The organism is Lysinibacillus sphaericus, from assembly GCF_006864135.1.
GTDB lineage: Bacteria > Bacillota > Bacilli > Bacillales_A > Planococcaceae > Lysinibacillus.
Genome location: NZ_SADV01000026.1, coordinates 25998 through 50717 on the forward strand (window position 1 = coordinate 25998; position 24720 = coordinate 50717).

The window sequence follows — 24720 nt, forward strand, 5'->3', positions numbered from 1 at the left end:
GTGGTGTGATGAATGTGGTTTTAAGTCACTTTTCAGCGGGTTCCAAACAGCCGCTGAATAGAGGAACTCAGGATAAGAACTTCACATCCTGTGAAAATGCCTGAGTTACCAACATCGTGTTGGCCAAAAAGCCTCCGGCGGATGTCAAGGAATTGGAAAGGCGTACCTTGTGCAAGCACAAAGCCGATTCCGGACGTAATTATGCCGAGGCATGATTGATAAAATATACAATAAAGATGCATATTATAGTACTAGATTACTAGTAATGGTGAATAGAATTATGCGCTGAGAGGAGCTTTTGACATTGGAAGTTTTACGACAGCTTGTGATGCAGGACAAACATATCACATCATTTTTACAGGAGATTCAGAGCGGTCATTCTGCAACACAGCTTATAACAGGATTAACAGGAAGCGCGCGCCCGGTAATGGTCGATGCGTTATTTGAATATGTAAAAAAACCTATTTATATTGTATCTCCTAATCTATTGCAGGCACAAAAAATGGTTGACGAGCTGGCGGGACTTTTAGGTGAGGAGCATGTTCATTATTATCCTGCCGATGAGTTTATTGCTGCAGATTTGTCTGTTGCCTCTCCAGAGTTACGAGCTGAGCGTATTGCAACGCTTGATTGCCTAGCAAGAGGCGAAAAAGCTGTTTATGTGATACCAGTTGCGGGCTTACGCAAAATGATGCAGCCTAAAGAGCATTGGCAACAGTATTTTTTACAAATTTCAGTAGGCGAAGATATTCAGATTGATGAATGGCTACAAACGTTAGTAGAGATGGGGTACGTGCGTAATTCGATGGTGACAACACCTGGAGAGTTTGCGCTACGTGGAGGGATATTAGATATATATCCACCATATTTAGAGGAGCCAATTCGTATAGAATTATTTGATACGGAAGTTGACTCGATTCGAACATTTTCTGCGGACGATCAACGTTCCATTGATAAATTGCAGAAGGTTCGTATTCTACCAGCGTCGGAAGTTATTTTGACAAAGGAAGAAAGAATGGCTTTGGCAGGCCGTTTAGAAGCTGCATTAGCGACAAGTTTAAAGAAAGTCAAAAAGCAGGAGACGAAGGAATTACTGTATCAGCATATTCAATATGATATTGAATTGTTACAACAAGGGAATTTACCGGACTATGTAAATAAATATGGTTCGTTATTATATGAGAAAACAGCCTTTTTAGGAGATTATTTTGTACAGGATGGCATTGTGCTGTTTGATGAGCTAGGACGTATTCAGGAGGTTATGGATGCCTGGGAGCGTGAAGAGGATGAATGGTTTTTATCATTAATTGAAGAAGGAAAAATGGTGCATGATGTAAAGCCAGCATTCTCCTTGAAAGAAATTCTAGCAATGCTGTCTCAACAAAAACTATATTTCTCATTATTTTCACGAACTTTTGCAGGTGTATCCTTTAATAAGACGACGAACTTTTCTTGCAAGCCAATGCAACAATTTCATGGCCAAATGTCATTATTACAAAGTGAGATTGAACGCTGGCTGCTTGGTAAATTTACAGTACTAATTGTTGCGAGAGATAAAGATCGTGTTAAACGTGTACAGCAAATGCTCGGAGAATATGATATTCATACGACAATTGGTAAGCCGACAGAAGCCGGTATTTATATTGTGGATGGCTCACTATCTAGTGGCTTTGAATTACCACTACAACGCTTGGTGATTGTCACAGAGGATGAGCTATTTAAACAACAGGCGAAGAAAAAGGCACGTCCTCAAAAAATGACGAACGCAGAACGTATTAAAAGCTATACAGAAATTAAACCGGGCGACTATGTTGTACATGTACATCATGGTATTGGGAAATATATAGGCTTAGAAACATTAGAGGTAAATGGTACACATAAGGATTACTTACACATTCGATACCGTGCTGATGATAAGTTATATGTTCCAGTAGAGCAAATAGATTTAATCCAAAAATATGTAGCATCTGAAGACCGAGAACCGAAGCTACATAAATTAGGTGGAGCAGAGTGGAAAAAAGCTAAAGCAAAGGTATCCTCTGCTGTGCAAGATATCGCTGATGATTTAATTAAGCTGTATGCGAAACGTGAAGCAGAGAAAGGCCATGCATTCGCGATTGACAACGACGATCAGCGCAATTTTGAGGCTTCTTTCCCTTATGAAGAAACAGAGGATCAGCTACGGTCAATTATCGAAGTAAAACGTGATATGGAGCGTGAGCGTCCGATGGATCGTCTTGTATGTGGAGACGTAGGGTACGGCAAAACAGAGGTAGCGATTCGCGCGGCATTTAAAGCAATTCAAGATGGCAAGCAGGTAGCGTTCCTTGTGCCGACAACGATTTTAGCGCAGCAACATTACGAAACGATTTGTGAGAGATTCCAAGACTTTGCTATTAATGTAGGTCTTTTGTCTCGTTTCCGCACAAAAAAAGAGCAAACAGCGACGTTAAAGGGTTTAAAAGAAGGGCAAGTTGATATTGTCGTTGGAACGCATCGGATTTTATCTAAAGATTTAACATTCCAAGACCTTGGACTGCTGATTGTTGATGAGGAGCAACGTTTTGGTGTAACGCATAAGGAAAAAATTAAACAATTAAAGACGAATGTTGATGTATTAACGCTAACGGCAACTCCGATTCCAAGAACACTGCATATGTCGATGGTAGGTGTTCGTGATTTATCGGTAATTGAAACGCCACCAGCGAACCGTTTCCCTGTGCAAACTTATGTAATGGAGCATAGCGGTGCATTAGTGCGGGAAGCTATTGAGAGAGAAATGGCGCGTGGTGGGCAAGTATTCTACTTATACAATCGTGTAGAAGATATGGCTCGTAAGGTTGATGAAATTCAAATGCTTGTCCCAGAAGCGCGTATTGGGCATGCACATGGCAAAATGAAGGAATCAGAATTAGAATCTGTTATTTTAGCCTTTTTAGAAGGTGACTATGATGTGCTTGTAACGACAACCATTATTGAGACTGGCGTGGATATACCAAACGTTAACACATTGATTGTTCATGATGCGGATCGAATGGGCTTAGCGCAACTTTATCAATTGCGGGGACGTGTTGGGCGTTCTAATAGGGTGGCGTATGCTTACTTTATGTATCAACGTGATAAAGTTCTTACGGATGTAGCTGAGCAAAGATTACAGGCGATTAAAGAATTTACAGAGTTAGGTTCAGGATTTAAAATTGCTATGCGTGACTTATCTATTCGTGGTGCTGGAAATCTACTTGGAGCGCAGCAGCATGGCTTTATTGATTCTGTTGGTTTTGACTTGTATTCACAAATGCTGGAAGAGGCGATTGCTGAGCGCCAAACAGGTGTGAAAAAAGAAGAGAAGCCTGACATTGAAATTTTATTGAGTGTGGATGCGTATATCCCGGATGTATACATCCCTGACGGCTATCAAAAAATTCAAATGTATAAACGTATAAAAGCAATGGATCAAGTGGAGGAGTACAGTGAAATCATAGAGGAATTACAGGATCGTTTTGGTGATCTTCCAATTGAAACAGAGCGTTTACTGCGAGTTGCGCGTATGAAGGTATGGGGCTTAGGTACAGGTGTATTGTCTGTAAAAGAAAAGCAAAAAATCATCACAATATTGTTGTCAGAAGAAGGTACAGGGCAAGTTGATGGCGGTAAAATTGTGGAAGAATCTATGAAATTTGAACGTGCTGTCGGGTTTGGTATGGATGGTATGCAATTGAAATTAACGATTGATGAACGAAAGTGTGGGAAATATCAACCCTTCGATATTTTAGAAGAAATGATGCATATTATTGCTGACGCAAAAAAACAACAATAGAAGAAAAGCTGATCTTATCTCCTAGGATAATGATCAGCTTTTTATTATTAAAAACAAAAAATTACAAGGAAAACTCTGTGAATGTTGTAGCGCTTTATCTTCATTTGTTAATTTTACTGTAGACTGTGTGACTCCTTAGAGATCAATATTACAAATTGAGACTCGGGAGCTAGATAGTAGGGAAAATAAGGGTAAAAGTATCACTTTTTGTTATGGTTCTTTTGTTATAAACATCCTTTTGTCTTATTGACGTAATGGTGAATGTTGAATTATTATTATTTCTTGTTAAAAATATTTTATAAATTATTTATAAAAATTTGTTTTTGTGGTTAATCTAAAATAAGTTGATTGAAGTTGAAAATTCTACAGGTATTTGTTTAGGTTTTAAGGCCTTTTTTGAAAATATTGTTGGATGTGAAATCCTTTTTCTTCAGTTTTTGCATAGATTGCTTCATAAAAAACCATACTAAAATTGAAAAAATTTCATTGTAGCGAAAGCGAGGATTAAGAATGAAGGCAACAGGAATTGTTCGTCGTATTGATGATTTAGGGCGTGTGGTTATTCCAAAAGAAATTCGTAGAACGTTACGTATTCGTGAGGGAGATCCGCTAGAAATTTATACAGACCGTGAAGGTGAAGTCATTTTAAAGAAATATTCTCCAATTAATGATTTGGGGGAATTTGCAAGAGAATATGTGGAAACATTATATGAAACGTTAGGTACTCCAGCATTTGTAACTGACCGAGATGAAGTAATTGCTGTCTCAGGGATCGGTAAAAAAGAGTATATTAATCGTCGTATTACATCCTTTGCGGAAAGTTTTATGGACGAACGTTCAACAAAAATAGAAAAAATGGAAACAACTATCGAGATTGTTCCTGGACAATATGAGCAAGTTAAGTCTTATTGTGCAACGCCTATTATGGTAAACGGTGATCCGATCGGCTGTATTATCGTTTTGTCTAAAGTACATTTTATCGGTGAAGTTGAAGTAAAAGTTGCTGAAACAGCTGCTAACTTCTTAGCTAAACAAATGAATAGTTGATGAGAATTGAAAGTTATTGCGCTGACCTTTTTAGGCTGAACAATAACTTTTTTTCGTACATAGTTTTACGGTAGTGCTACCCGCGCGCGTCAAACTTTGGAGATATGCTATACTATTGGCATTGTTAAAGAAGGAAAGAGGGCAATTTATGTCGGAACGTTTTGGCATGAAAAGCTACATGAAGGGAGCGGCCTTACTTACAATTGCTGCTCTTGTTGTGAAGGTTCTTAGTGCAATTTATCGTGTGCCTTTTCAAAATCTTGTTGGTGATGAAGGGTTTTATATTTATCAGCAGGTGTATCCGGTTATATCTATTTTTGTCGTATGGACAGCTAGTGGATTTGCAGTAGCTATTTCTAAAATGCTTGCAGATAATGATTGTATTTTAGACCCGCTAGAGAGGGATCAGAAACGAAGCGGTATTATGCGTATTGTCTTTCGTTATTTAACAGTACTATCGTTATTGTTTTTTGTCGCTTTATTTAGTGGTGCTGAAATAATTGCACAGCTTATGGGCGATACTCAGCTTGCGCCTTTAATACGGACGGGTTCATTTATAGTACTTGTTATGCCAGCACATGCTATTTTAAAGGGCGGGTTTCAATCAAGAGGCATTATGGAGCCGATTGCTTATGCGCAAGTCCTTGAACAGGCTGTGAGAGTATCAGTCATTTTAGCAGGAACATTTATCATTATGAAGACGACAGAATCACTATATAGTGCTGGACAAATGGCTATCATAGGTACAGTTATTGGCGAAATTGTAGGCTTTGTATTACTTGCGTTTATTTTTAAAAAACGTTTTGGTTTATTTAATAATAAGAAACAACAGCGGCGTATCGAAAGTTTTCCCATTATTAAAGAGGTTACATTGCTAAGTTTAAGTGTGAGCATGAGTGGTCTATTGTTACTTGGCTATCAGTTAGTTGATTCCTTTACAATTTATTCGCTATTAATAGATGGTGGAATGGATCAGACGGTAGCTAAGGCAACAAAAGGCGTTTATGATCGCGGGCAGCCATTGGTACAGCTCGGAGTTGTCATTGCTTCTTCACTTTCACTTGCTATTGTGCCCCTTATCGCGCATATGTCCAAAAAACAGGAAGGCCGTAGTGCCATTCCGTTTATTCAACTAACGTATAAAGCGTCTGTATTATTTGGCTGGGCGGCATCTCTAGGTTTAATACTCGTTATGCCGTATATTAATGCCATGCTCTTTAAAACAGATGCACTGTCGGAAGTACTTATGGTATATGTATTACAAATTGTGCCATTGTCGGTTATTTTAACATTTACAGCTATTTTGCAAGGCTATGGAAAATTAAAAAAGCCAGCTTTATTTTTGATTATAGGTTTTATGTTAAAAATAATATTGAATGTGCTGACAATTGCTTTATTTGGTGTATTAGGTGCAGCTATTGCTAATAATGTGGGTCTTTTGTTTACTGCTCTAATGCTTATTTTTTATTTAAAGAGAATGACGGCTATTCAATTAGCGTCAGCCAATTTTTATAAAAAAGTTGGAATTGCATCACTCAGCATGGCAGCTGTAGTGCTAGTTTGGCTGCAGTTTATACCACCGTTGTTAAACCAATTTTTATCACCTCGATTTGTCGCAGTGGTAGCCGGTTTTTCAGCCGTGTGTTTAGGAGCGTTTGTAATGATCACCATAATTGCTAAGTTACGAGTATTAGTCGAAAAAGAGTGGTACTTACTACCGTTTGGGCGCAAAATGGCAGTTTATCAATTATGGTTAAATCGGAAAAAGTAGGTGGATTGATTGAATACTTTAACAGTTATAGGTCTAGGTGCGGGTGATTTTAATCAGTTGCAAATGGGTGTCTATAAAAAACTAAAAGCGGCAAGAAAATTATATGTTCGTACAGTGGATCATCCGGTATTAGAAGAATTATCTGCTGAGGGCTTACAATTTGAAAGCTTTGACGCAGTCTATGAAAAACATAATTCGTTCCAGCCTGTGTATGAGGAAATTGCAGAAAAGCTTGTGGCTGCTACAACAAATGAAGATGTTATGTATGCTGTACCGGGGCATCCACTTGTCGCAGAGCAGACTGTACAATTGCTTATTGCAGCTGCGGATGAGGGAAAAGTAAAACTAGTCATTGAAGGTGGACAAAGCTTTTTAGATCCAATATTTGGCGCGTTAAAAATCGACCCAATTGAGGGTTTTCAACTGCTGGATGGCACTAGCTTTTCTATGCATGACATTAACATGCGTCAACATATTTTAATAGCCCAAGTATATGATACATTTAGTGCATCAGAAGTAAAGCTAACGTTAATGGAGAAATACGATGACGAATACCCTGTTACAGTCGTTACAGCAGCAGGCTCGTCACAGGAAAAATTAGTGACAGTACCTCTTTATGAGCTCGACCAAAGCGTTGAGGTGGATAATTTAACAACGGTATATGTGCCGCCTGTGAAATCACAAGAGGATGCTTTACGAGACTGGACAACTTTCCGTCAAATTATTGCTGTTTTACGAGGTCCGGATGGCTGTCCGTGGGATCAAAAGCAAACACATGAATCACTGAAAAAATATTTATTAGAAGAAGCACACGAATATTTGGCAGCGGTAGATGCAGAGGATGACTTTGCGATGATCGAGGAGCTTGGAGATGTACTGTTACAAGTGTTCCTTCATGCACAAATCGGAGAAGATCAAGGTTACTTTACGTTGGAAGATGTAGTGGCTTCGATAAGTGAAAAAATGATTCGTCGACACCCGCATGTATTTGGAGATGTATCGGTGGAAGATGCAGAGGGTGTTGTAGCAAACTGGGAAGTTATAAAAGCGGAAGAAAAGGGTATAAGTGATAAGCCACTATTAAAAGAGGAATACCGGGCGTCCTCTGCTCTACAAACAGCATATAATTATCAAAAAAGAGCTGCAAAGGTAGGATTTGATTGGCCTGATGTAGAGGGCGCATGGGACAAGTTTGCAGAGGAATGGCAGGAATTTCGTAATGAGGTGACGAAAGGTACAAATGCGTCACGTCTTGATGAATTTGGGGATGTCTTGTTCACACTTGTGAATTTAGCGCGTTTCTATAAGCTATCTCCAGAAGAGGCTATGTTACATGCGAATGAGAAGTTTGCGAGACGCTTTGGTTACGTGGAAGCAAAGGTAAAGGAAAGTGGAAAGCCATTTTCTAATTATACATTAGAACAATTAGATGCTTTCTGGAATGAAGCGAAGCAGCAAGAAAAGGAGTAAAAATATGCGATTAGATAAATTTTTAAAAGTATCACGTTTGATTAAACGTCGTACATTAGCGAAGGAAGTAGCAGACCAAGGCCGTATTACGATTAATGATAAGGTTGCGAAAGCTAGTAGTGCTGTTAAAGCTGGGGATGAGCTAGCTATTCGTTTTGGACAAAAAATTGTGACAGCACGTGTAGAGGAATTACGTGATACTGTGAAAAAAGAAGATGCCGCAAAAATGTTTACTATTTTGAAGGAAGAGCGTCTTGAAAAAATTGAACCTGAATTTATCGATGATGAGGACTAATGAATAATAGTGTAGGAGTCTTCTGAAGTTGTCGTTTAGCTTTTGCCATAAAGGTGCTGAAGTGGAGATAAAAGTGTAACAACTTTAATAAATTTGTCATGCTTTTAAGGTTGTCCGCATAAAGTGAACAGAAGCTAGGACGACTAAAGGAGGAAAAAAATGACGCTACATCAAGAAAGTAACCGTTACACAATTCCATCTGGAGAACATATTTTAACGATTCGTAATCGTAAAAGAATGGACATGACTTCTGTAAAATCAATTGAACGCTTTGATCAGGAAGAATTTTTCATCAAGACGTCCCAAGGGCATTTGTTAATCCGTGGAGAAGAACTGCATATCGTTCACTTAGATGTTGACAAAGGGTTATTGACGCTTGAAGGAACTGTAAAAACTTTGCAGTATGACGAGGAGGAAAGTGGCTTCTCGAAAGGTTTCCTTCATAAATTGTTTGGATGATTGTTAGTGAACAATTTGTTCAGCTATTAGTCATGGTTTTGAGCGGTATAGCAGTTGGGTTCATTATTGATAGTGTAAGACTTATTGTTTTTTCAACTCCAAAAAGGTCAAGCATTCGAAGATGGATGATGGTATTTGAACTACTTACCTGGATTCTGCTTGGAGGTCTGACATACTATTTGTTATTTTGGCTAAAAGATGGCGCTTGGCGGGCTTATGACCCGCTAGCGCAAATAGCCGGAATTTTTTTGTATCAAACGTTTTTTCAAACTTTTTTACGTTTCGTCGCAAGGGTTTTGGTGAATATAACATGGAGACCCCTGTGGTTCATCATACGACTAATAAGTGCTATTATTCGACAAATTTTTAAATTCTTAATAAGTATTTGTGCGTTTGTTTTAAGACCTTTTGTCAAAATTTATTCGTATTTGTCCAACACTTTTTTTAAAAAAGTTCGATTTATCAAGTATAATAAAAGACAACAATAATTTTCGGAGGTACGGGCATGACTATACGTCGTTCATCAAATGATGATCAACAAAACTATACTAAACTTGATAATGACTATGTCCGTAACACGGATAAAGCTATAAATCGTAAAATTCAAGCGCGAAAACGGAAACTGCGCCGTATTGCCTTTTTTGCGATTGTGCCAGTCGTTATTATTGCCTTTCTCTTAAATATACTTTTGAATCAAAATGAAACGCTAGCTGCAAAAGAGCAAGAAAAGGTTGAAGCGAAGAAGCATCTTTCTGAATTGAAAGATGAGCGAGATTCGTTAAATCTTAAAATTAAACAGTTAGAGGATGATGAGTATATCGCAAAATTATTACGCAAAGATTATTTTCTATCCGAAAAAGGTGAAATAATTTTCATTATACCGGACGAAAAAGGGCAAAAGAGCGATATACCGGAGAAAAAAGATAAAAAAGACAGCATATCAGAAAAGAAAGGTAAAAAAGAAGAAGACTGAAAAGCTATGTATTGTTGACACTCTTTTATTGTTATATATAATGAAAAGAGAAACTTATTGTAGTAAAAAGTTTGATTAAATTGATTACATGACTCAAATGAGTCGCTTAATTTTTAAGGAGGAGCATTTTTTTTATGTCAATTGAAGTAGGCAGCAAGGTACAAGGTAAAGTAACAGGAATCACAAATTTTGGAGCATTCGTTGAGCTGCCAGACGGCAAAACAGGCTTAGTACACATCAGTGAAGTTGCTGACAATTATGTAAAAGATATCAATGAGCATCTAAAAGTTGGAGATGAAGTTGAAGTAAAAGTGATGAATGTTGAAGCGGACGGGAAGATCGGTCTTTCAATCCGTAAAGCAAAGCCTCAAGCAGAGAGACCAGAGCGTCCAGAGCGTCCAGAGCGTCCTGCACGTCCACGTCGCGATAATCGTTCTAATGATCGCAACGATCGTCATCAGCCGAAAGAGAATTTTGAGCAAAAAATGGCACGTTTCTTAAAAGATAGTGATGAACGCCTAGCAACACTTAAACGTGCTACAGAATCAAAACGCGGTGGTCGTGGAGCTAGAAGAGGGTAGTTTGCTGACTGTTTTAATCGTAGAAAAAGTGTATTAAATAGATTTGGGATTAGCTTTTTAATAAAGCTAATCCCTTTTTTTAATAATCTTTGCATACACCTCATCTAGCTATAAGTCGTAAAACCCTTCTAGTAGGATCTATGTGTCGTACTAAAACGTGGATGTCGGTCTTTTCTTCTTTTTAGGAGCTTGTGAGGATGCTTGTTCTGTTAGTTTTTCTAAAGACTTTTCGGATGGTTTAACGACCATTTTGACAAGTAAAAACACACCATAAACACTAACCGCTAATCCGGTGAGGAGTAAAAATGTTTGTACGGCAAATGGTAAATTAATAAGAATGGATACGAGAATAATCATAGAGCCACTTCCACAAATTAAAGCAGCTTTAGTTAATGAACCCAAAGGAAATAAACCTCCTAGTTTACACGCTTTTTTCATTATTAGTATGCCATATTTTTATTCTTATCACCATAACTTGGGTTAATTTTCGTTTCGGCTAGGACCTTCTGAGGTGACGTTAGGAGCAACGAGTATTTTTTATGTGCGAAAACGAAGCGGCAGCAACGCAACAACAGCTGCAATAACAAAGGGAAACTGCTCATGTAACCATTATCGCAGGATGTTCCTAAACTGAATGCTCCGGGGTCTCGGGTAGTAAAAGAATAAATAAATTCGATGTTTCTAGTATCCAACTAAATGTGCAAAAAAAATAGGCGCCTCAGAAATCGTTCTGAGACGCCTATTTGAGATGACCCCTACGGGATTCGAACCCGTGTTACCGCCGTGAAAGGGCGGTGTCTTAACCACTTGACCAAGGGGCCTACTATGGTGGCGGCCGAGGGGATCGAACCCCCGACCTTACGGGTATGAACCGTACGCTCTAGCCAGCTGAGCTAGGCCGCCATTAAATATTATGGAGCGGAAGACGAGGTTCGAACTCGCGACCCCCACCTTGGCAAGGTGGTGTTCTACCACTGAACTACTTCCGCGTTTTGTCTTAAGCAACAAGTTATATAATACATGCCTTTGTAACTAACGTCAAGAGTTTTTTATGAAAAAATTAATAAAAATATATGGTTTTATAAATTATTTAACCTATTTTATACGAAAGTGAAACGGCAGTTACAAATGTTTTGGTAGCGAAAGCGAAGCGTAGTTACAGAAGTAGTCTTCTACTGAATGAAGATAAATAGAATCATCTACTACTTTTGGTAGTGAGCCTTGTTTATCAAACTTTTTGTTCTTAAGTAGACTATCGGTGTAATTGTTGACTATAGTATTTTGACGGAATTGGGAGCATCGATCAATGAAAAAGAAGGGGCCAACATGCACTAGACCTATCATGAAAAAAATTTACAATGTTTTTTATGTAGCGAAGGTGGGACTGGGTTATGTAATTTTCGTAATTTTTAAACAAATTATATAGAAAGAGATGTTTATAATGATGTGCAGCTTCTCGTTTTCGTAGATATTGTTGCCATTTCTCGTATTTATGCATATGTATTCGTCGAAATGTTTATATTTTTTTCTGTCACCGTCAGACAATCTTTCCATACATAATTTCTTATAATAGTTCCAAACGTACAGAAAGGGGATAGTGAAATGACGAGTATTGAATGGTATAACACGGCAAATGTAGACGAACAGAAATTAGGAGTGAGAAAAAGGCAATTGTTAATAGGCTCTTTATTTTTTTTAACATCCTTCTTTTTAGCTCAGTCTGTGGTATTTGAAGCGGCCGTACCTTTCTCAGTCCCTTTTTGGGCAATTATTCGAACGAAATATAAAGAATATGCCAAATATGTTTTGTTCGGTGGTTTAATAGGGTGTTTTTTCCTCGGTTTTGGACAAGTCTTCATTTTAGCATTGCAGATCGTCTTGTATGAATGTATTATGCGCTTCCGTTATTGGCAGCTACCACAAAGTATAGCAGTATCTTTAGCGGTACTACTTGTGCAGATATTGTGGCAGGGAGCTATGTATCAAGGTTTACCTCCGGTGCTTGTACAATTTTATGTAGGCTGTGAAGCGGCTTTAGCTCTTATTATGACGCTGTTCATGCAAGTGTTGTTTGTCAATTCTCACGAATGGTTTACGAGTCATTGGACTTATGAGAAGCTAGGCTCTGGATTAGTTGTATTTGCTGCTATGCTTACAGGGATGCAAGCGATTGTCATTAGCTATTTTTCACTTCCCACTTTTTTATTACAACTATTCATTTGCTTCGGTGCGTTAGTAGGAAGTGTACCATTAGCGACGGTTATCGGAGCCGTGCTCGGGACTCTCATTGGGGTTGCAAAACTTTCATTTACGGGTATGCTGTCTGTAGCCACCTTAACAGGATTGTGTGCCGGAATGGGGGCTCGTGTTGGACGATTCGGTGTAGCAATTGGCAGTATTTTGCCAAGTGTGTTTTTTTTATTTTACGATGCAACATTGCCGTTAGATAGCGTTTATTTTACATCGATTGTTGTTGGGAGTATCGTTTTTATAACTATCCCTAGTAAATATTCTGAAAAGGTGCGGGACAAGCTGTTTCCACAGCGTGAGGAGATCTTACTCGCTCGTCAAAATTGGTTGACGGAGCATGTTACGTTTAAATTAGAGCATTTTCAACATTTTGTACAGTTTATGAAGGAGCTTGTGTTTGAGCGTTTTATGACAACCCCTATGGAAGAGGCGAAGGAAGTGTCACCGATGAATACATGCTTAAGTTGTTTTCGCTATGATCGCTGTTGGGGAGCGCAAAATAATGGAATGGACAAGCTCGTGACAGACTGGTTTCATATGAAAGGTGTTGGCAAGGATTCTGGTATTCATCGTGTCGAAGAACAAATACGCTATAAATGTGTGAAATCAACGAAAATTTTCGAGGAATTGGAAACGGAGCTGTACAGAGAGCGCATTAATGGTCAGTATTTTCATGGTAAGAAAATGATAGCGCTTCAGCTACGTGATATGAGTAATCATCTAAATCAGTTAATAGCGGAGATGCAAGAAGAGACTATTTCATTCGTTAGTGTGGAGAAGGACATCACTCAACGATTAAAAGATGCTCATATTGAATGTTTTCAACTAGATGTGCTTAGTAATAAGCCTGGAGCACGAAAAATTGTCTGTGCTTTAGCACCAGCACGAGTCAATTGGGAGGAAGACACAACAGTAGCTGAACGGATGATATTGCCGATTTTATATGATATTTTTGAAGAACCATTTGAAATTGAAAAAGTAGTAGCAAGCGATATACCATTTCGTCACATTCAAGTAAGCTTTAGATCAGCTATTAGCTTTGAAGTAGAGTATGATATATATAGCATGTCTAAAGATGCGACGTTATATTCCGGTGATTCCCATGCATTATTTCAATTACATCCAGGACTATTTGCAATTTTATTGTCAGATGGTATGGGTCAGAGTAAAGAAGCACAGCATGAGAGTAGAAAGTTAATACACTTAATGCGAGAATGTTTAAATTACAATATGAACCCAGAGACTGCGATGCATACGTTGCATTATGTCATGTCCTTGAAGCAACAAGATGATATGTATGCAACGCTTGATTTTGCACTTGTCGATTTACAACACGGAGATTTATGGTCGTGGAAGGCTGGGGGTATGTCTACGTATATTTTACGTGGAAAAGAGGTGCTGAAGGTTGAAAGTAATGCAGCGCCTGTAGGTTTTTTATCCATTTCAGCAGTCGAGGCTGAAAAAAGAAAGCTTAAAGCTGGTGATGTAATTTTAATGCATTCTGATGGATTATTTTCAAGTGTTGATGATTGGGACGAGCAGGAAGAGATATTTTTAGCGAATGCACAGCAAGTAGCTGGAACTACTAAAACCATCCAGGAAAAACTAACAACGATTATGCAATCTTTCCAAGCTTACTATGCTATTGAAGACGATTGCACTGTATTGATGCTAGAGGTTACACATGTTGTACCTACGTGGGCTGTATTTAAGCCAGTTCAACACTCTATGAGCAATTCATCATAAAAGAGAACGAAAAGGGGAGGAGAAGCGTTTGTCACTTGAATTAAAGGTCAAAAAATTTATCGAAGAAGAGCAATTATTGCAGCAAGACGACCATCTTCTCATCGCCGTTTCGGGTGGAGTGGATTCAATGGCTTTGCTCCATTATTTTGTCAAAACAAAAGAGCAGTGGGGAATTACGATAGGAGCCATACATGTGGATCATATGCTAAGAGGTGAAGCGTCTGCTGAGGACAGGGCTTTTGTCCAGAAATATTGTGATGAGTATGGTGTATACTTATATGCAAAGGCAATTCCAATACCAGAGATTATGGCTTCAGAAAATGGGAATACACAGCTTATTTGTCGTAGAGAGCGGTATCGATATTTTAAAGAGGTCATTGAAAAAACAAATGCTAGCAAACTTGTAACTGCACATCATGCGGACGACCAACTGGAGTCAGTATTAATGGCCCTGACAAAAAATGCAACGATAAACGGTATGCAAGGTATACGTTCACAACGTATTTTTGAAGGAAAAACATTAATTCGTCCGTTTTTAACGGTTACAAAGTTAGAAATAAGGGAATATTTACTTAAGCAAGGTTTAGATTATCGGGAAGACGCTAGCAATGCTAAGGATACCTATGTACGCAATCGTTTTAGACACCATGTGGTGCCTTTGTTGGAGGCGGAAAATCCAAGAGTAACAGAGCAGGTAACCCATTTTACAAAACAATTGCAAGAAGACGATGCCTATTTAATGACATTAGCGGAGGATGTATTTTCTAGAATAGTAAAAAGAAAAGACGGAAATACATATAGCATGGAAATTAAGGCTCTTCAATTGGTACCACTTGCTTTACAAAGGAGGCTCATTTTAATACTATTAAACTATCTTTACAAAGATTCAAATACGATACAAAGTTATGCTTTATTGACTTCAATTTCAAAGCTTAGTGATACGACAGCAGGGTATGCTGAAGTTCACTTGCCAGAAGATTTTATAGCAGTTCGCCGTTACGGAAAATTAACGATTCAGAAGAAAGAGCCATTAGAAGGTCACACTTTTCCTGAGAAAAAGATTATTTCGACTGCTAATGGGTGGACAACACTGACGAATGGTGAACGTTTATGCGTAGTCGAGTTGCCTGATTTATCGTCTGAAATGCTGACGGATACTGCACAACTTTTTTACTTTAACGCTAGCAAACTCAAACTTCCACTCTATGTTAGGGCGCGTAAGGAAGGGGACAGAATACTGTTAAAAGGAATGGGTCAGCCTAAACGCTTATCTCGCCTTTTTATAGATGAAAAGATTCCTTTAAATGAGCGAAATAGCTGGCCGTTACTGATTTCTCAATCTGATGAGGTCGTAGCGGTAATTGGTGTGCGTATGGGAATGTTTTTTTCAACCTTTCCGCAACCAAACGATGATACAGTGCTCATCGTAGACTAAGGTCTTTGTAAAATTTCACCGCTAACGGTTGAATATTTTTTTATACACACGAGGAGGAATCGCTATGTTACAAAATGACATCGAAAAAGTTATGATTACAGAAGAACAATTACAAGAAAGAATCGCTGAGTTAGGGGCACAATTGACAGAGGAATACAAAGATTCATTCCCTTTAGCTGTTGGCGTTTTAAAAGGGGCAATGCCTTTTATGACAGACTTGATGAAACGTTTCGATTCTTTCATTGAGCTAGATTTTATGGATGTTTCTAGCTATGGCAATGCTACAGTTTCATCAGGGGAAGTTAAAATTCTAAAAGATTTAAATACAAGCGTTGAGGGACGGGATGTATTAATCATCGAGGATATTATTGATAGCGGCTTAACGTTAAGCTATTTAGTAGACTTATTTAAATACCGCAAAGCAAAATCCATTAAAATTGTTACATTGTTAGATAAACCATCAGGTCGTAAAGTAGACTTAGGTGCTGATTATGTTGGTTTTGAAGTGCCAGATGGCTTTGTTGTAGGGTATGGTTTAGACTACGCAGAAAAATACCGTAATTTACCGTATATCGGCATTTTAAAGCCGGCAGTTTATTCTTTCTAACAAGTAAGAAATTAACGAAAGAACACCAGCTATGAAAAGTAAGAGCCTCCAGCGAAGGTCATAAAGCAAAGTGTTAGCTACAAATGTTTTCTGTACCGAAAGCGCAGCGACAGGTACAGAAGTCTCCCGCCTCTATAGGTGATGAGATGAATGCGGTTTTAAGTCACTTTTCAGTGGGTTTCCAAATATCCGCTGAAATTGAGGAACTTAGTCTAAGAACGTCACGTCCTGTGGCATGAGGCATAATTGATCATAATTCAAAGATTTAGGTACATTGTTAGATACAACTACGCTGGAACATACTTGAAAAATGCATAAATATTTTTCGATTTCGACAAAAATGGGACGAAACTTTTTTTATGTAGGGCTTTTCGTTGTATGATGAAATCATGATATGTTAAGATTTTACTTATAATTTTTCTGTTTGTAATGAGGAGGCTGGAGATGAATCGAATATTTCGATATACCATATTCTATTTACTGATTTTCTTAGTGATTATCGGTATATTTGGTACTTTCAATGGTGGAAATGCGCCAACGAAAGAGTTAACTTATTCTGAGTTTCAAGATGCTCTAGATAAGAAAGAAATAACAAGTGCTACAATTCAACCTGATAAATCAGTATACATCGTTGAGGGTACGATGAAGGGGTATGAGAAGGGTCAAAGCTTTACAGCGAATATCCCTCGTGATAACCAATCTTTATTGAACCGCATCGATGAGGCTGCTAAGGATAAGAATAGTAATATTAAATATTTAACAGCGCCAGAAACAAGTGGATGGATTCAGTTCTTTACAGGGATTATCCCTTTCATCATTATCATTTTCTTATTCTTCTTCCTAATGAGTCAATCTCAAGGTGGCGGTAATAAAGTGATGAGCTTTGGTAAAAGTAAAGCCAAACTTTATGACGATCAGAAGAAAAAAGTTCGTTTTACAGATGTAGCGGGTGCTGATGAAGAGAAAGCAGAGCTTGTAGAGGTTGTTGACTTCTTAAAGGATCACCGTAAATTTACTGAAATCGGTGCCCGAATTCCAAAGGGTATCTTGCTTGTAGGTCCTCCTGGTACGGGTAAAACATTACTTGCACGAGCGGTAGCAGGTGAGGCAGGCGTACCATTCTTCTCGATTTCAGGTTCTGACTTCGTAGAAATGTTTGTCGGTGTCGGTGCATCACGTGTTCGTGACTTATTCGAAAATGCAAAGAAAAATGCACCTTGTATCATCTTTATCGATGAGATTGATGCAGTAGGTCGTCAACGTGGCGCAGGTCTTGGTGGTGGTCATGACGAGCGCGAACAAACACTGAACCAATTGCTTGTTGAAATGGATGGTTTCGGAGCAAACGAAGGTATTATTATTATCGCTGCAACAAACCGCCCAGATATTTTAGATAAAGCGTTATTACGTCCTGGTCGATTTGACCGTCAAATTACAGTAGGACACCCTGATGTAAAAGGTCGTGAAGCAATTCTAAAAGTACATGCGCGCAACAAGCCTTTAGCTGATACAGTAGATTTAGCAGCTGTTGCACAACGTACACCAGGTTTCTCAGGTGCTGACTTAGAGAACTTGTTAAATGAAGCTGCACTTGTGGCGGCTCGTAAAAGTAAACGTACAATTAATATGGCAGATATCGATGAGGCATCTGACCGAGTAATTGCAGGTCCAGCAAAAGCTAGCCGCGTTTACTCAGCGAAAGAGAAGAAACTTGTATCCTTCCATGAAGCCGGCCACGTAGTTGTTGGTTTAGAGCTAGATGAAGCGGATACAGTACACAAAGTAACAATCGTCCCTCGTGGCCAAGCTGGAGGTTACGCGATTATGTTACCGAAGGAAGAACGTTTCTTCACAACAAAACAAGAACTATTAGACCGTATTGCAGGCCTACTGGGTGGTCGTGTTGCAGAGGAAATCGTACTTGGCGAAGTATCTACTGGGGCACATAATGACTTCCAAAAGGTAACAAGTATTGCGCGTGCTATGGTCACTGAATATGGTATGAGTGAAAATCTTGGAGCAATGCAGTTTGGTTCAAGTCAGGGTGGGAATGTATTCCTTGGTCGTGACTTTAATTCAGATCAAAACTACTCTGATTCAATCGCTTATGAAATTGATAAGGAAATGCAAAAAATTATCGATTCGCAATATGAGCGTACTAAACGAATCCTAACTGAAAAACGTCATTTACTTGATTTAATTGCTAACACATTAATGAAAAAAGAAACATTGAATGCGCAAGAAATCGAGCATTTACGAGATCACGGTGTCTTACCTGAACCAGAGGTAGAAACGGTTGTGGAAAAAGCTTCTAAAGCTGAAGTTCAACCAATATTAGATGTAGTTGGTGAACAGGCAATTAAAAAAGAATTGCTTAGCAATGAGCCAGATCCAACAACAGCTGATTTACCTAAAGAAGGTAGAGAATCGAATGATACACCAAAAGGTATCGATGAAAAGCGTGATTAATATGAGAAAGACTGTTTACGATTTTAGTAAGCAGTCTTTTTCTTTGCCTTTTCTCGGTAATAGGTATTACGATGGAATCTATATTACGCAACTGCGTATATAGATTCTTAAATTTTTTTAGGACCAAAATAGATAGGAGTGTTGTAACGTGGGAAATGTAACATTGAATAATGGTTTAGAGATGCCGTTAATCGGCTATGGCGTTTTTCGAGTACCTGAAGGGGATGACTTGGCTGAGGCAGTAAAAACAGCTATTGCAAAAGGTTACCGTAGCATTGATACAGCTCAAGTATATCGCAATGAAGAAAGTGTTGGGCGAGGAATTCGCGCAGCGATTGATGAGGGCTTAGTAACACGTGAAGAACTATTCGTAACATCAAAGGTATGGAATGATGGACTCTCCTATGAAGAAACACTTGCAGCTTATGATAGTAGTTTAGAGAAATTAGGACTAGATTATTTAGATTTATATTTAGTTCACTGGCCGGGAATAGATACAACTTATATTAATGTTTATAAAGCGCTTGAAAAAATCTATCAGGATGGACGTGTACGCTCAATTGGCGTTAGTAACTTCCATGTTCAACATTTAGAAAATTTATTAAAGGAAACATCAGTTGTTCCCGTTATTAATCAAATTGAATTCCATCCTCACTTAACTCAAGAGGAAGTTCGTGCATATTGTAAGGAAAAAGGAATACAAGTAGAAGCGTGGTCGCCACTAATGAATGGTTCTTTATTGGAAGAATCATTGATTCAGCAGCTAGCTTCTAAATATGGCAAAACACCTGCACAAATCGTTTTACGCTATGATGTGCAGCATGGTGTAGTCACAATTCCAAAAACAATGACTCCTGCACGAATGACTGAAAATCTAACGGTCTTTGACTTTGCGTTAACAGAGGAAGAAATGGCTCAGTTAGATGCACTAAATGATGGCTTACGTTGCGGACCAGACCCAGAAAAATTTAATTTTAAATAATTTGAAAGGAGCTACCTAATTTGAGGGTGGCTCCTTTAGTACGGTTCTTCGGCAAAACGAGGGGTTGATTTCCGTTCCGGCTGGGCGCTTTGTAGCTGACGCTTCGCTTTCGCGCAGAGCGGGGGGCGTCCGATGAGCCGCTTCACTCGCGATGTGATCTGACCCCCAAGGAGTCGCCCAGTCTCCACTTCAATCAACCAATTCACAAAGATGTATTTTCTGGCATGGCCTAATTTATAGTTATAAAACGAAACTTCAGCAATATTGTTTATCTGTGCGTAAAGCGAAGCGTTAGCAATAACAGTTGAACAATTTCTTCTCTGTTATAAGTCGCAATATTATACACTTTTGAAATGAATAAGATTTATAAAAATTTACACTATCGCTGATTGGAGTGGAAGGCTACTCGACTCCCGTGGGAAAGCGAGACAGGCGAGACCCTGCACGGAGCGAAGCGGAGGAAGCGGCTTGACGCTCGCCCACAGGAAAGCGAGTAGCCTGGAACGGAAATCAACTTCACGTTTTAATATGAGATTTAATTTGAAAGAGCTATCTAATATGAGGGTGGCTCCTTTTTGGAGTGAGATGAATGTTATTTCATAGAAATAAAAGTGTGGTATCATTTTCTAAAGTGTTTTAACTTCTTTCTGATTCCGGACGCAATTATGCCGAGGCATAATTAATTTGATTTTTTGTGCATGAATATGCATTGTTTTAGTTGTATCAATCGCATAGTGACAGGTACAATTACGATGAAGGGCAATAAATAGGAGGCATCAACCATGATTTTAGTTTTAGATGCAGGAAATTCGAATATCGTATTAGGTGTCTATGATGACAACGATCAATTGGCCTTCCATTGGCGTATGGTGACTGACCTTCATAAAACAGAAGATGAATACGCAATGCAAGTATTATCTTTCTTTAATCATGCAGGCATTTCATTTGAACAGGTTACAGGCATTATTATATCCTCTGTTGTACCACCAATAATGTTTTCGTTAGAAACGATGTGTCAAAAGTATTTTCGTAAAAAACCGCTCGTTGTAGGACCAGGTGTGAAAACAGGACTGAATATTAAATATGAAAACCCGCGTGAAGTTGGCTCAGACCGCATAGTGAACGCTATTGCAGCTCTTGATGTTTATAAAGCACCACTGATTATTGTTGATTTTGGAACTGCCACAACATATTGTTACTTAAACGAAAAGGGCGATTATATGGGTGGTGCTATCGCTCCAGGTATTTCGATTTCAACGGAGGCGCTTTATACACAGGCAGCTAGATTGCCGCGTATTGAAATATTGCGCTCTACACATATTGTTGGAAAGACAACCGTATCTGCGATGCAGGCCGGGATATTTTATGGCTTCGTTGGGCAAGTTGAGGGAATTGTTAATCGCATGAAAGCACAAAGTAAGGAAGAGCCTTTAGTAATTGCTACTGGAGGATTAGCAAATTTAATTGCTGGTGAGACGCAAGCTATTGATGTAGTCGATCCGTTTTTAACATTAAAAGGCTTATATAAGCTATATAAACGCAATCAATAAGAAATGAGGGACATTTCATTTATGAAAGACTATTTAGTACGAGGTTTAGGGTTCAACGGACAGGTTCGTGTTTTTGCAGCTTGTACGACAACAACTGTAGGAGAAGCACAACGTCGTCATAATACATGGCCTGTTGTGTCGGCAGCCCTTGGTCGTTCTATGACTGCTGCGGTGATGATGGGTGCCATGTTAAAAGGTGAGGAAAAAATCACTGTAAAGATTGAGGGGAACGGTCCAATCGGTCCGATGGTAATTGACAGTAACGCGCACGGTGAAGTACGTGGTTTTGTAACAAATCCCCACGTTCATTTCGATTTAAATGAGAACGGTAAGCTTGATGTTCGAGCGGGTGTTGGGGCAGAGGGCTCATTAACAGTTGTAAAAGATCTTGGTTTGAGAGACATGTTCTCTGGACAAACGCCAATTGTATCGGGTGAAATTGCTGAGGACTTTACTTACTATTTCGCTACATCAGAGCAAGTGCCTTCATCAGTTGGATTAGGGGTTTTAGTAAATCCTGATAACACAATTCTAGCGGCTGGTGGGTTTATTCTTCAATTAATGCCAGGCTGTGAAGAAGAAACAATCGACGAAATTGAGCAGCATCTTGCTTCTATAGAGCCTGTTTCAAAAATGATTGAAAAAGGTTTTACGCCGGAGCAAATTTTAGAAGCTGTATTAGGAAACGGTCATCTGCAAATTTTAGATTCCATGCCGGTAGAATTTAAATGTCAATGTTCAAAAGAGCGATTTGGTGCAGCTATTTTAGGGTTAGGGATACACGAGATTCGAGAAATGATTGAAGAGGATGACGAAGCAGAAGCACAATGTCACTTCTGTTTAGAGACATACCACTTCTCAAAAGAAGAGTTAGAAGGATTCATCGATGAGCTCAACGCGTAATCGACGACCTTTATCCGCTGAAACACCCAACCAAACGCCCTTATTGCAACGTCGTCTGAAGACAAAACCTGCATTAACAGTTATGGCAATCTTATTATTAGGAAATATTTTGTGGTTTATAACTTGGCTAATTCCTAATAAAGACCAGGAAATTGGTAGCGACGAGCAAGTCGCTGCCGTTGACGGGGATATTATTACACGTCAAAAGTGGATGGTTGCCATGGAAGAACGCTATGGTAAAGAGACGCTACAAAATTTAGTGAATGAATCAGTGATGGAAAAGGCAGCTGAAAAGTTTAAAATAAAAGTAACGGATAAGGAGATTGATTTAGAGTTAGCCTTAATGCGTTCTGCTCAAGATAAATTTGATACTGCAATGCAAAACCTTTCATCAGAGCAACTGCGACAAAAAATTCGCTCACAGCTTATATTGGATAAGGTACTGACAAAAGATGTGGTTATAAAAGAAGGTAGTATTGAAAAATATTATGAGGAAAATCAGGCACTGTACAATACGAAAACAAGTTATCGTACGAATTTTATAGAAGTGAATTCAAAAAAAGCCGCTGAGGAAGCATTAAGTGAAATAAAAAATCCCGCTGATTTTTCGGTGCTAGCACGTGAGGTTTCAGTAGACAGTGCTTCAGCTAGCTTAGGCGGAGATATTGGTTTCCTCACAGAAAAACAAGAAAATGTCGATCCTGCCATTTTAAAAGCAGCGAAGGCTTTAAAAGCGGATGAGGTTAGTAAAGCATTTAAGCTTGCTAACGGTCATTACGGAATTGTACAAGTTCAAGAGATAACAGAAGGACAATCCTTTACATATGACGATGTGAAAGAACATATTGAACGTGAGCTTGCGTTAGAACAATTGCCACAACATGTTACACCGGAATCATTCTGGTCTGAATTCAATGCGACTTGGTATTACGGAGAAGCGAAAAAAGGTAAATAACAGATTGCTCTGAAATGAGTATCGATTATGCCTCGGCATAATTGCGTCCGGAATCGGCTTTGAGTTTGCACAAAGAACTCCTTTCCGATTCTGTGACATCCGTCGGAGCTTTGACTTCTTTCAGCTCACCATCTATAGAGGTGGGAGACTTCTATCGCTTCGCTTTCGCTACATAAAATATGTGCTGAAAGAAGTTAAAGAATCTGCAAGATATCTGCGGGAAAAGTGAGCCAGGGAAACCCTGCAGACGTTAGCGTCAACAGAGTAATGGCCACTCCGGGATATTGAGCAGATTTTTGTTTCCCTTCATTCGCCAATGTTGGCCAATAACCTTTGACGTAGGTGAAGCAATAAATATTCTGAAAATATAAGTTATATTTATTGACAATCGAATGGAAAAATTGATAAAATCAAAAATAAGTAAAACCTATAAAATTAGTAGGGATTAGGAGTGGATTGATAAATGAGTAGATTAGCAAACTCGGTAGCTGAATTAGTAGGTAAAACGCCAATTGTTAAATTAAATCATGCAACAGGTGAAAACGAAGGTACTGTTTATGTGAAATTAGAATATTTTAACCCAGGTAGCTCAGTGAAAGACCGTTTAGCTTTAGCGATGATTGAAGCGGCAGAAAAAGACGGTACATTAAAGCCTGGTGGTACAATTATTGAACCTACTTCTGGTAACACGGGTATTGGTCTAGCGATGATTGCTGCGGCTAAGGGCTATAAAGCGATTTTAGTAATGCCGGAAACAATGAGCTTAGAGCGTCGTAACTTATTACGTGCATATGGTGCAGAGCTTGTATTAACACCTGGGCCAGCAGGTATGAAAGGTGCGATTTCTAAGGCGGAGGAATTAGCTGCTGAGCATGGCTACTTCTTACCACAACAATTCACGAACCCAGCTAATGCAGTTGTTCACCGTTTAACAACAGGTCCTGAAATTGTAGAAGCATTTGAAGGTTTAAAATTAGATGCATTTGTTGCTGGTGTTGGTACAGGTGGTACAATTACGGGTGCGGGTGCTGTGCTAAAAGAGAAGTATCCAGAGATTGAAATTATTGCTGTTGAACCAAAAGATTCACCAGTACTTTCTGGCGGTCAACCAGGGCCTCATAAAATTCAAGGTATCGGAGCTGGCTTCGTACCTGAAGTGTTAGATACAGATGTGTATTCTTCTGTATTCCCAGTTGAAAATGAAATTGCTTTCGAGGTAGCTCGTAAAGTAGCGCGTGAAGAAGGTATCTTATGCGGTATTTCATCAGGTGCAGCTATTCATGTTGCGATTGAAGCAGCAAAACGTTTAGGTAAGGGCTCAAATGTTCTTGCGATCGTACCTTCTAATGGGGAACGTTATTTATCAACACCTTTATATCAATTTGAAGACTAATCCAATTATTTGAACGT

The 24720-nt window shown here is 38.9% G+C and carries 19 protein-coding genes and 3 tRNA genes; 18 read left to right on the forward strand and 4 right to left on the reverse strand.

The genetic code is table 11. The features are described from left to right. Positions 1 to 304: 304 nt before the first annotated feature. The 9 genes from mfd to C7Y47_RS20775 all read left to right on the forward strand — a co-directional run bounded on the left by mfd (position 305) and on the right by C7Y47_RS20775 (position 10413). Complete coding sequence (gene mfd, locus C7Y47_RS20735; RefSeq protein ID WP_142510490.1) at positions 305 to 3817, forward strand: transcription-repair coupling factor; 3513 nt, start codon at positions 305 to 307, stop codon at positions 3815 to 3817. A gap of 510 nt (positions 3818 to 4327) precedes the next feature. Next, positions 4328 to 4864 (forward strand): stage V sporulation protein T, encoded by a 537-nt coding sequence (gene spoVT, locus C7Y47_RS20740; protein ID WP_142510491.1) that lies wholly within the window; start codon positions 4328 to 4330, stop codon positions 4862 to 4864. A gap of 148 nt (positions 4865 to 5012) precedes the next feature. Further along, the gene (locus C7Y47_RS20745; RefSeq protein ID WP_142510492.1) at positions 5013 to 6635 is read left to right on the forward strand and encodes a putative polysaccharide biosynthesis protein; all 1623 of its coding nucleotides are present in this window, start codon (positions 5013 to 5015) and stop codon (positions 6633 to 6635) included. A gap of 9 nt (positions 6636 to 6644) precedes the next feature. After that, positions 6645 to 8105, forward strand: a complete 1461-nt coding sequence (gene mazG / locus C7Y47_RS20750) for a nucleoside triphosphate pyrophosphohydrolase (protein WP_142510493.1) — start codon at positions 6645 to 6647, stop codon at positions 8103 to 8105. Between the two features lie 4 nt (positions 8106 to 8109). Then, the gene (locus C7Y47_RS20755) at positions 8110 to 8400 is read left to right on the forward strand and encodes an RNA-binding S4 domain-containing protein (RefSeq protein WP_132364343.1); all 291 of its coding nucleotides are present in this window, start codon (positions 8110 to 8112) and stop codon (positions 8398 to 8400) included. A gap of 159 nt (positions 8401 to 8559) precedes the next feature. Further along, positions 8560 to 8859 carry a sporulation protein YabP gene (gene yabP / locus C7Y47_RS20760; protein WP_004229167.1) on the forward strand — a complete coding sequence of 100 codons (300 nt, stop codon included), beginning with the start codon at positions 8560 to 8562 and terminating at the stop codon, positions 8857 to 8859. Then, positions 8856 to 9347, forward strand: a complete 492-nt coding sequence (gene yabQ / locus C7Y47_RS20765) for a spore cortex biosynthesis protein YabQ (protein ID WP_142510494.1) — start codon at positions 8856 to 8858, stop codon at positions 9345 to 9347. Before yabP ends, yabQ begins: the two co-directional genes overlap by 4 nt. A 17-nt stretch (positions 9348 to 9364) precedes the next feature. Continuing rightward, a complete protein-coding gene (locus C7Y47_RS20770; RefSeq protein ID WP_142510495.1) occupies positions 9365 to 9832 on the forward strand; it encodes an FtsB family cell division protein in 468 nt (155 codons plus the stop codon). Between the two features lie 134 nt (positions 9833 to 9966). Further along, a complete protein-coding gene (locus tag C7Y47_RS20775) occupies positions 9967 to 10413 on the forward strand; it encodes a S1 domain-containing RNA-binding protein (RefSeq protein ID WP_054612548.1) in 447 nt (148 codons plus the stop codon). Positions 10414 to 10563: 150 nt separating this feature from the next. Here the strand turns inward: C7Y47_RS20775 and C7Y47_RS20780 are convergent, their stop codons facing one another. The 4 genes from C7Y47_RS20780 to C7Y47_RS20795 all read right to left on the reverse strand — a co-directional run bounded on the left by C7Y47_RS20780 (position 10564) and on the right by C7Y47_RS20795 (position 11402). Further along, positions 10564 to 10815, reverse strand: a complete 252-nt coding sequence (locus C7Y47_RS20780) for a hypothetical protein (RefSeq protein ID WP_142510496.1) — start codon at positions 10813 to 10815, stop codon at positions 10564 to 10566. A 347-nt stretch (positions 10816 to 11162) separates the two neighbouring features. Continuing rightward, a tRNA-Glu gene (locus tag C7Y47_RS20785) sits at positions 11163 to 11234 on the reverse strand. A gap of 5 nt (positions 11235 to 11239) precedes the next feature. Beyond that, positions 11240 to 11316, reverse strand: a tRNA-Met gene (locus C7Y47_RS20790). An 11-nt stretch (positions 11317 to 11327) separates the two neighbouring features. Then, positions 11328 to 11402, reverse strand: a tRNA-Gly gene (locus C7Y47_RS20795). Between the two features lie 613 nt (positions 11403 to 12015). Here C7Y47_RS20795 and C7Y47_RS20800 point away from each other — a divergent pair. From C7Y47_RS20800 to cysK, 9 genes are all read left to right on the forward strand, one after another. Beyond that, positions 12016 to 14409: a SpoIIE family protein phosphatase gene (locus tag C7Y47_RS20800; RefSeq protein WP_142510497.1), complete on the forward strand. Its 2394-nt coding sequence runs from the start codon at positions 12016 to 12018 to the stop codon at positions 14407 to 14409. 28 nt (positions 14410 to 14437) lie between these two features. Then, positions 14438 to 15844 carry a tRNA lysidine(34) synthetase TilS gene (tilS, locus tag C7Y47_RS20805; protein WP_142510498.1) on the forward strand — a complete coding sequence of 469 codons (1407 nt, stop codon included), beginning with the start codon at positions 14438 to 14440 and terminating at the stop codon, positions 15842 to 15844. 64 nt (positions 15845 to 15908) lie between these two features. Next, entirely contained in the window at positions 15909 to 16451 is a 543-nt protein-coding gene (hpt, locus tag C7Y47_RS20810) for a hypoxanthine phosphoribosyltransferase (protein ID WP_132364364.1), read from the forward strand. A gap of 444 nt (positions 16452 to 16895) precedes the next feature. Continuing rightward, positions 16896 to 18920 carry an ATP-dependent zinc metalloprotease FtsH gene (ftsH, locus tag C7Y47_RS20815; protein WP_142510499.1) on the forward strand — a complete coding sequence of 675 codons (2025 nt, stop codon included), beginning with the start codon at positions 16896 to 16898 and terminating at the stop codon, positions 18918 to 18920. A gap of 148 nt (positions 18921 to 19068) precedes the next feature. Then, positions 19069 to 19902, forward strand: coding sequence for an aldo/keto reductase (locus tag C7Y47_RS20820; RefSeq protein WP_142510500.1), 834 nt, complete (start codon positions 19069 to 19071; stop codon positions 19900 to 19902). Between the two features lie 782 nt (positions 19903 to 20684). Beyond that, on the forward strand, positions 20685 to 21452 hold the full coding sequence (locus C7Y47_RS20825) for a type III pantothenate kinase (RefSeq protein WP_142510501.1): 768 nt from the start codon (positions 20685 to 20687) through the stop codon (positions 21450 to 21452). 21 nt (positions 21453 to 21473) lie between these two features. Further along, positions 21474 to 22355, forward strand: coding sequence for an Hsp33 family molecular chaperone HslO (hslO, locus tag C7Y47_RS20830; RefSeq protein WP_142510502.1), 882 nt, complete (start codon positions 21474 to 21476; stop codon positions 22353 to 22355). After that, positions 22339 to 23310 carry a peptidyl-prolyl cis-trans isomerase gene (locus tag C7Y47_RS20835; RefSeq protein ID WP_142510503.1) on the forward strand — a complete coding sequence of 324 codons (972 nt, stop codon included), beginning with the start codon at positions 22339 to 22341 and terminating at the stop codon, positions 23308 to 23310. Before hslO ends, C7Y47_RS20835 begins: the two co-directional genes overlap by 17 nt. Before the next feature lie 463 nt (positions 23311 to 23773). Further along, on the forward strand, positions 23774 to 24703 hold the full coding sequence (gene cysK / locus C7Y47_RS20840) for a cysteine synthase A (RefSeq protein WP_142510504.1): 930 nt from the start codon (positions 23774 to 23776) through the stop codon (positions 24701 to 24703). The last annotated feature ends 17 nt before the right edge of the window (positions 24704 to 24720 follow it).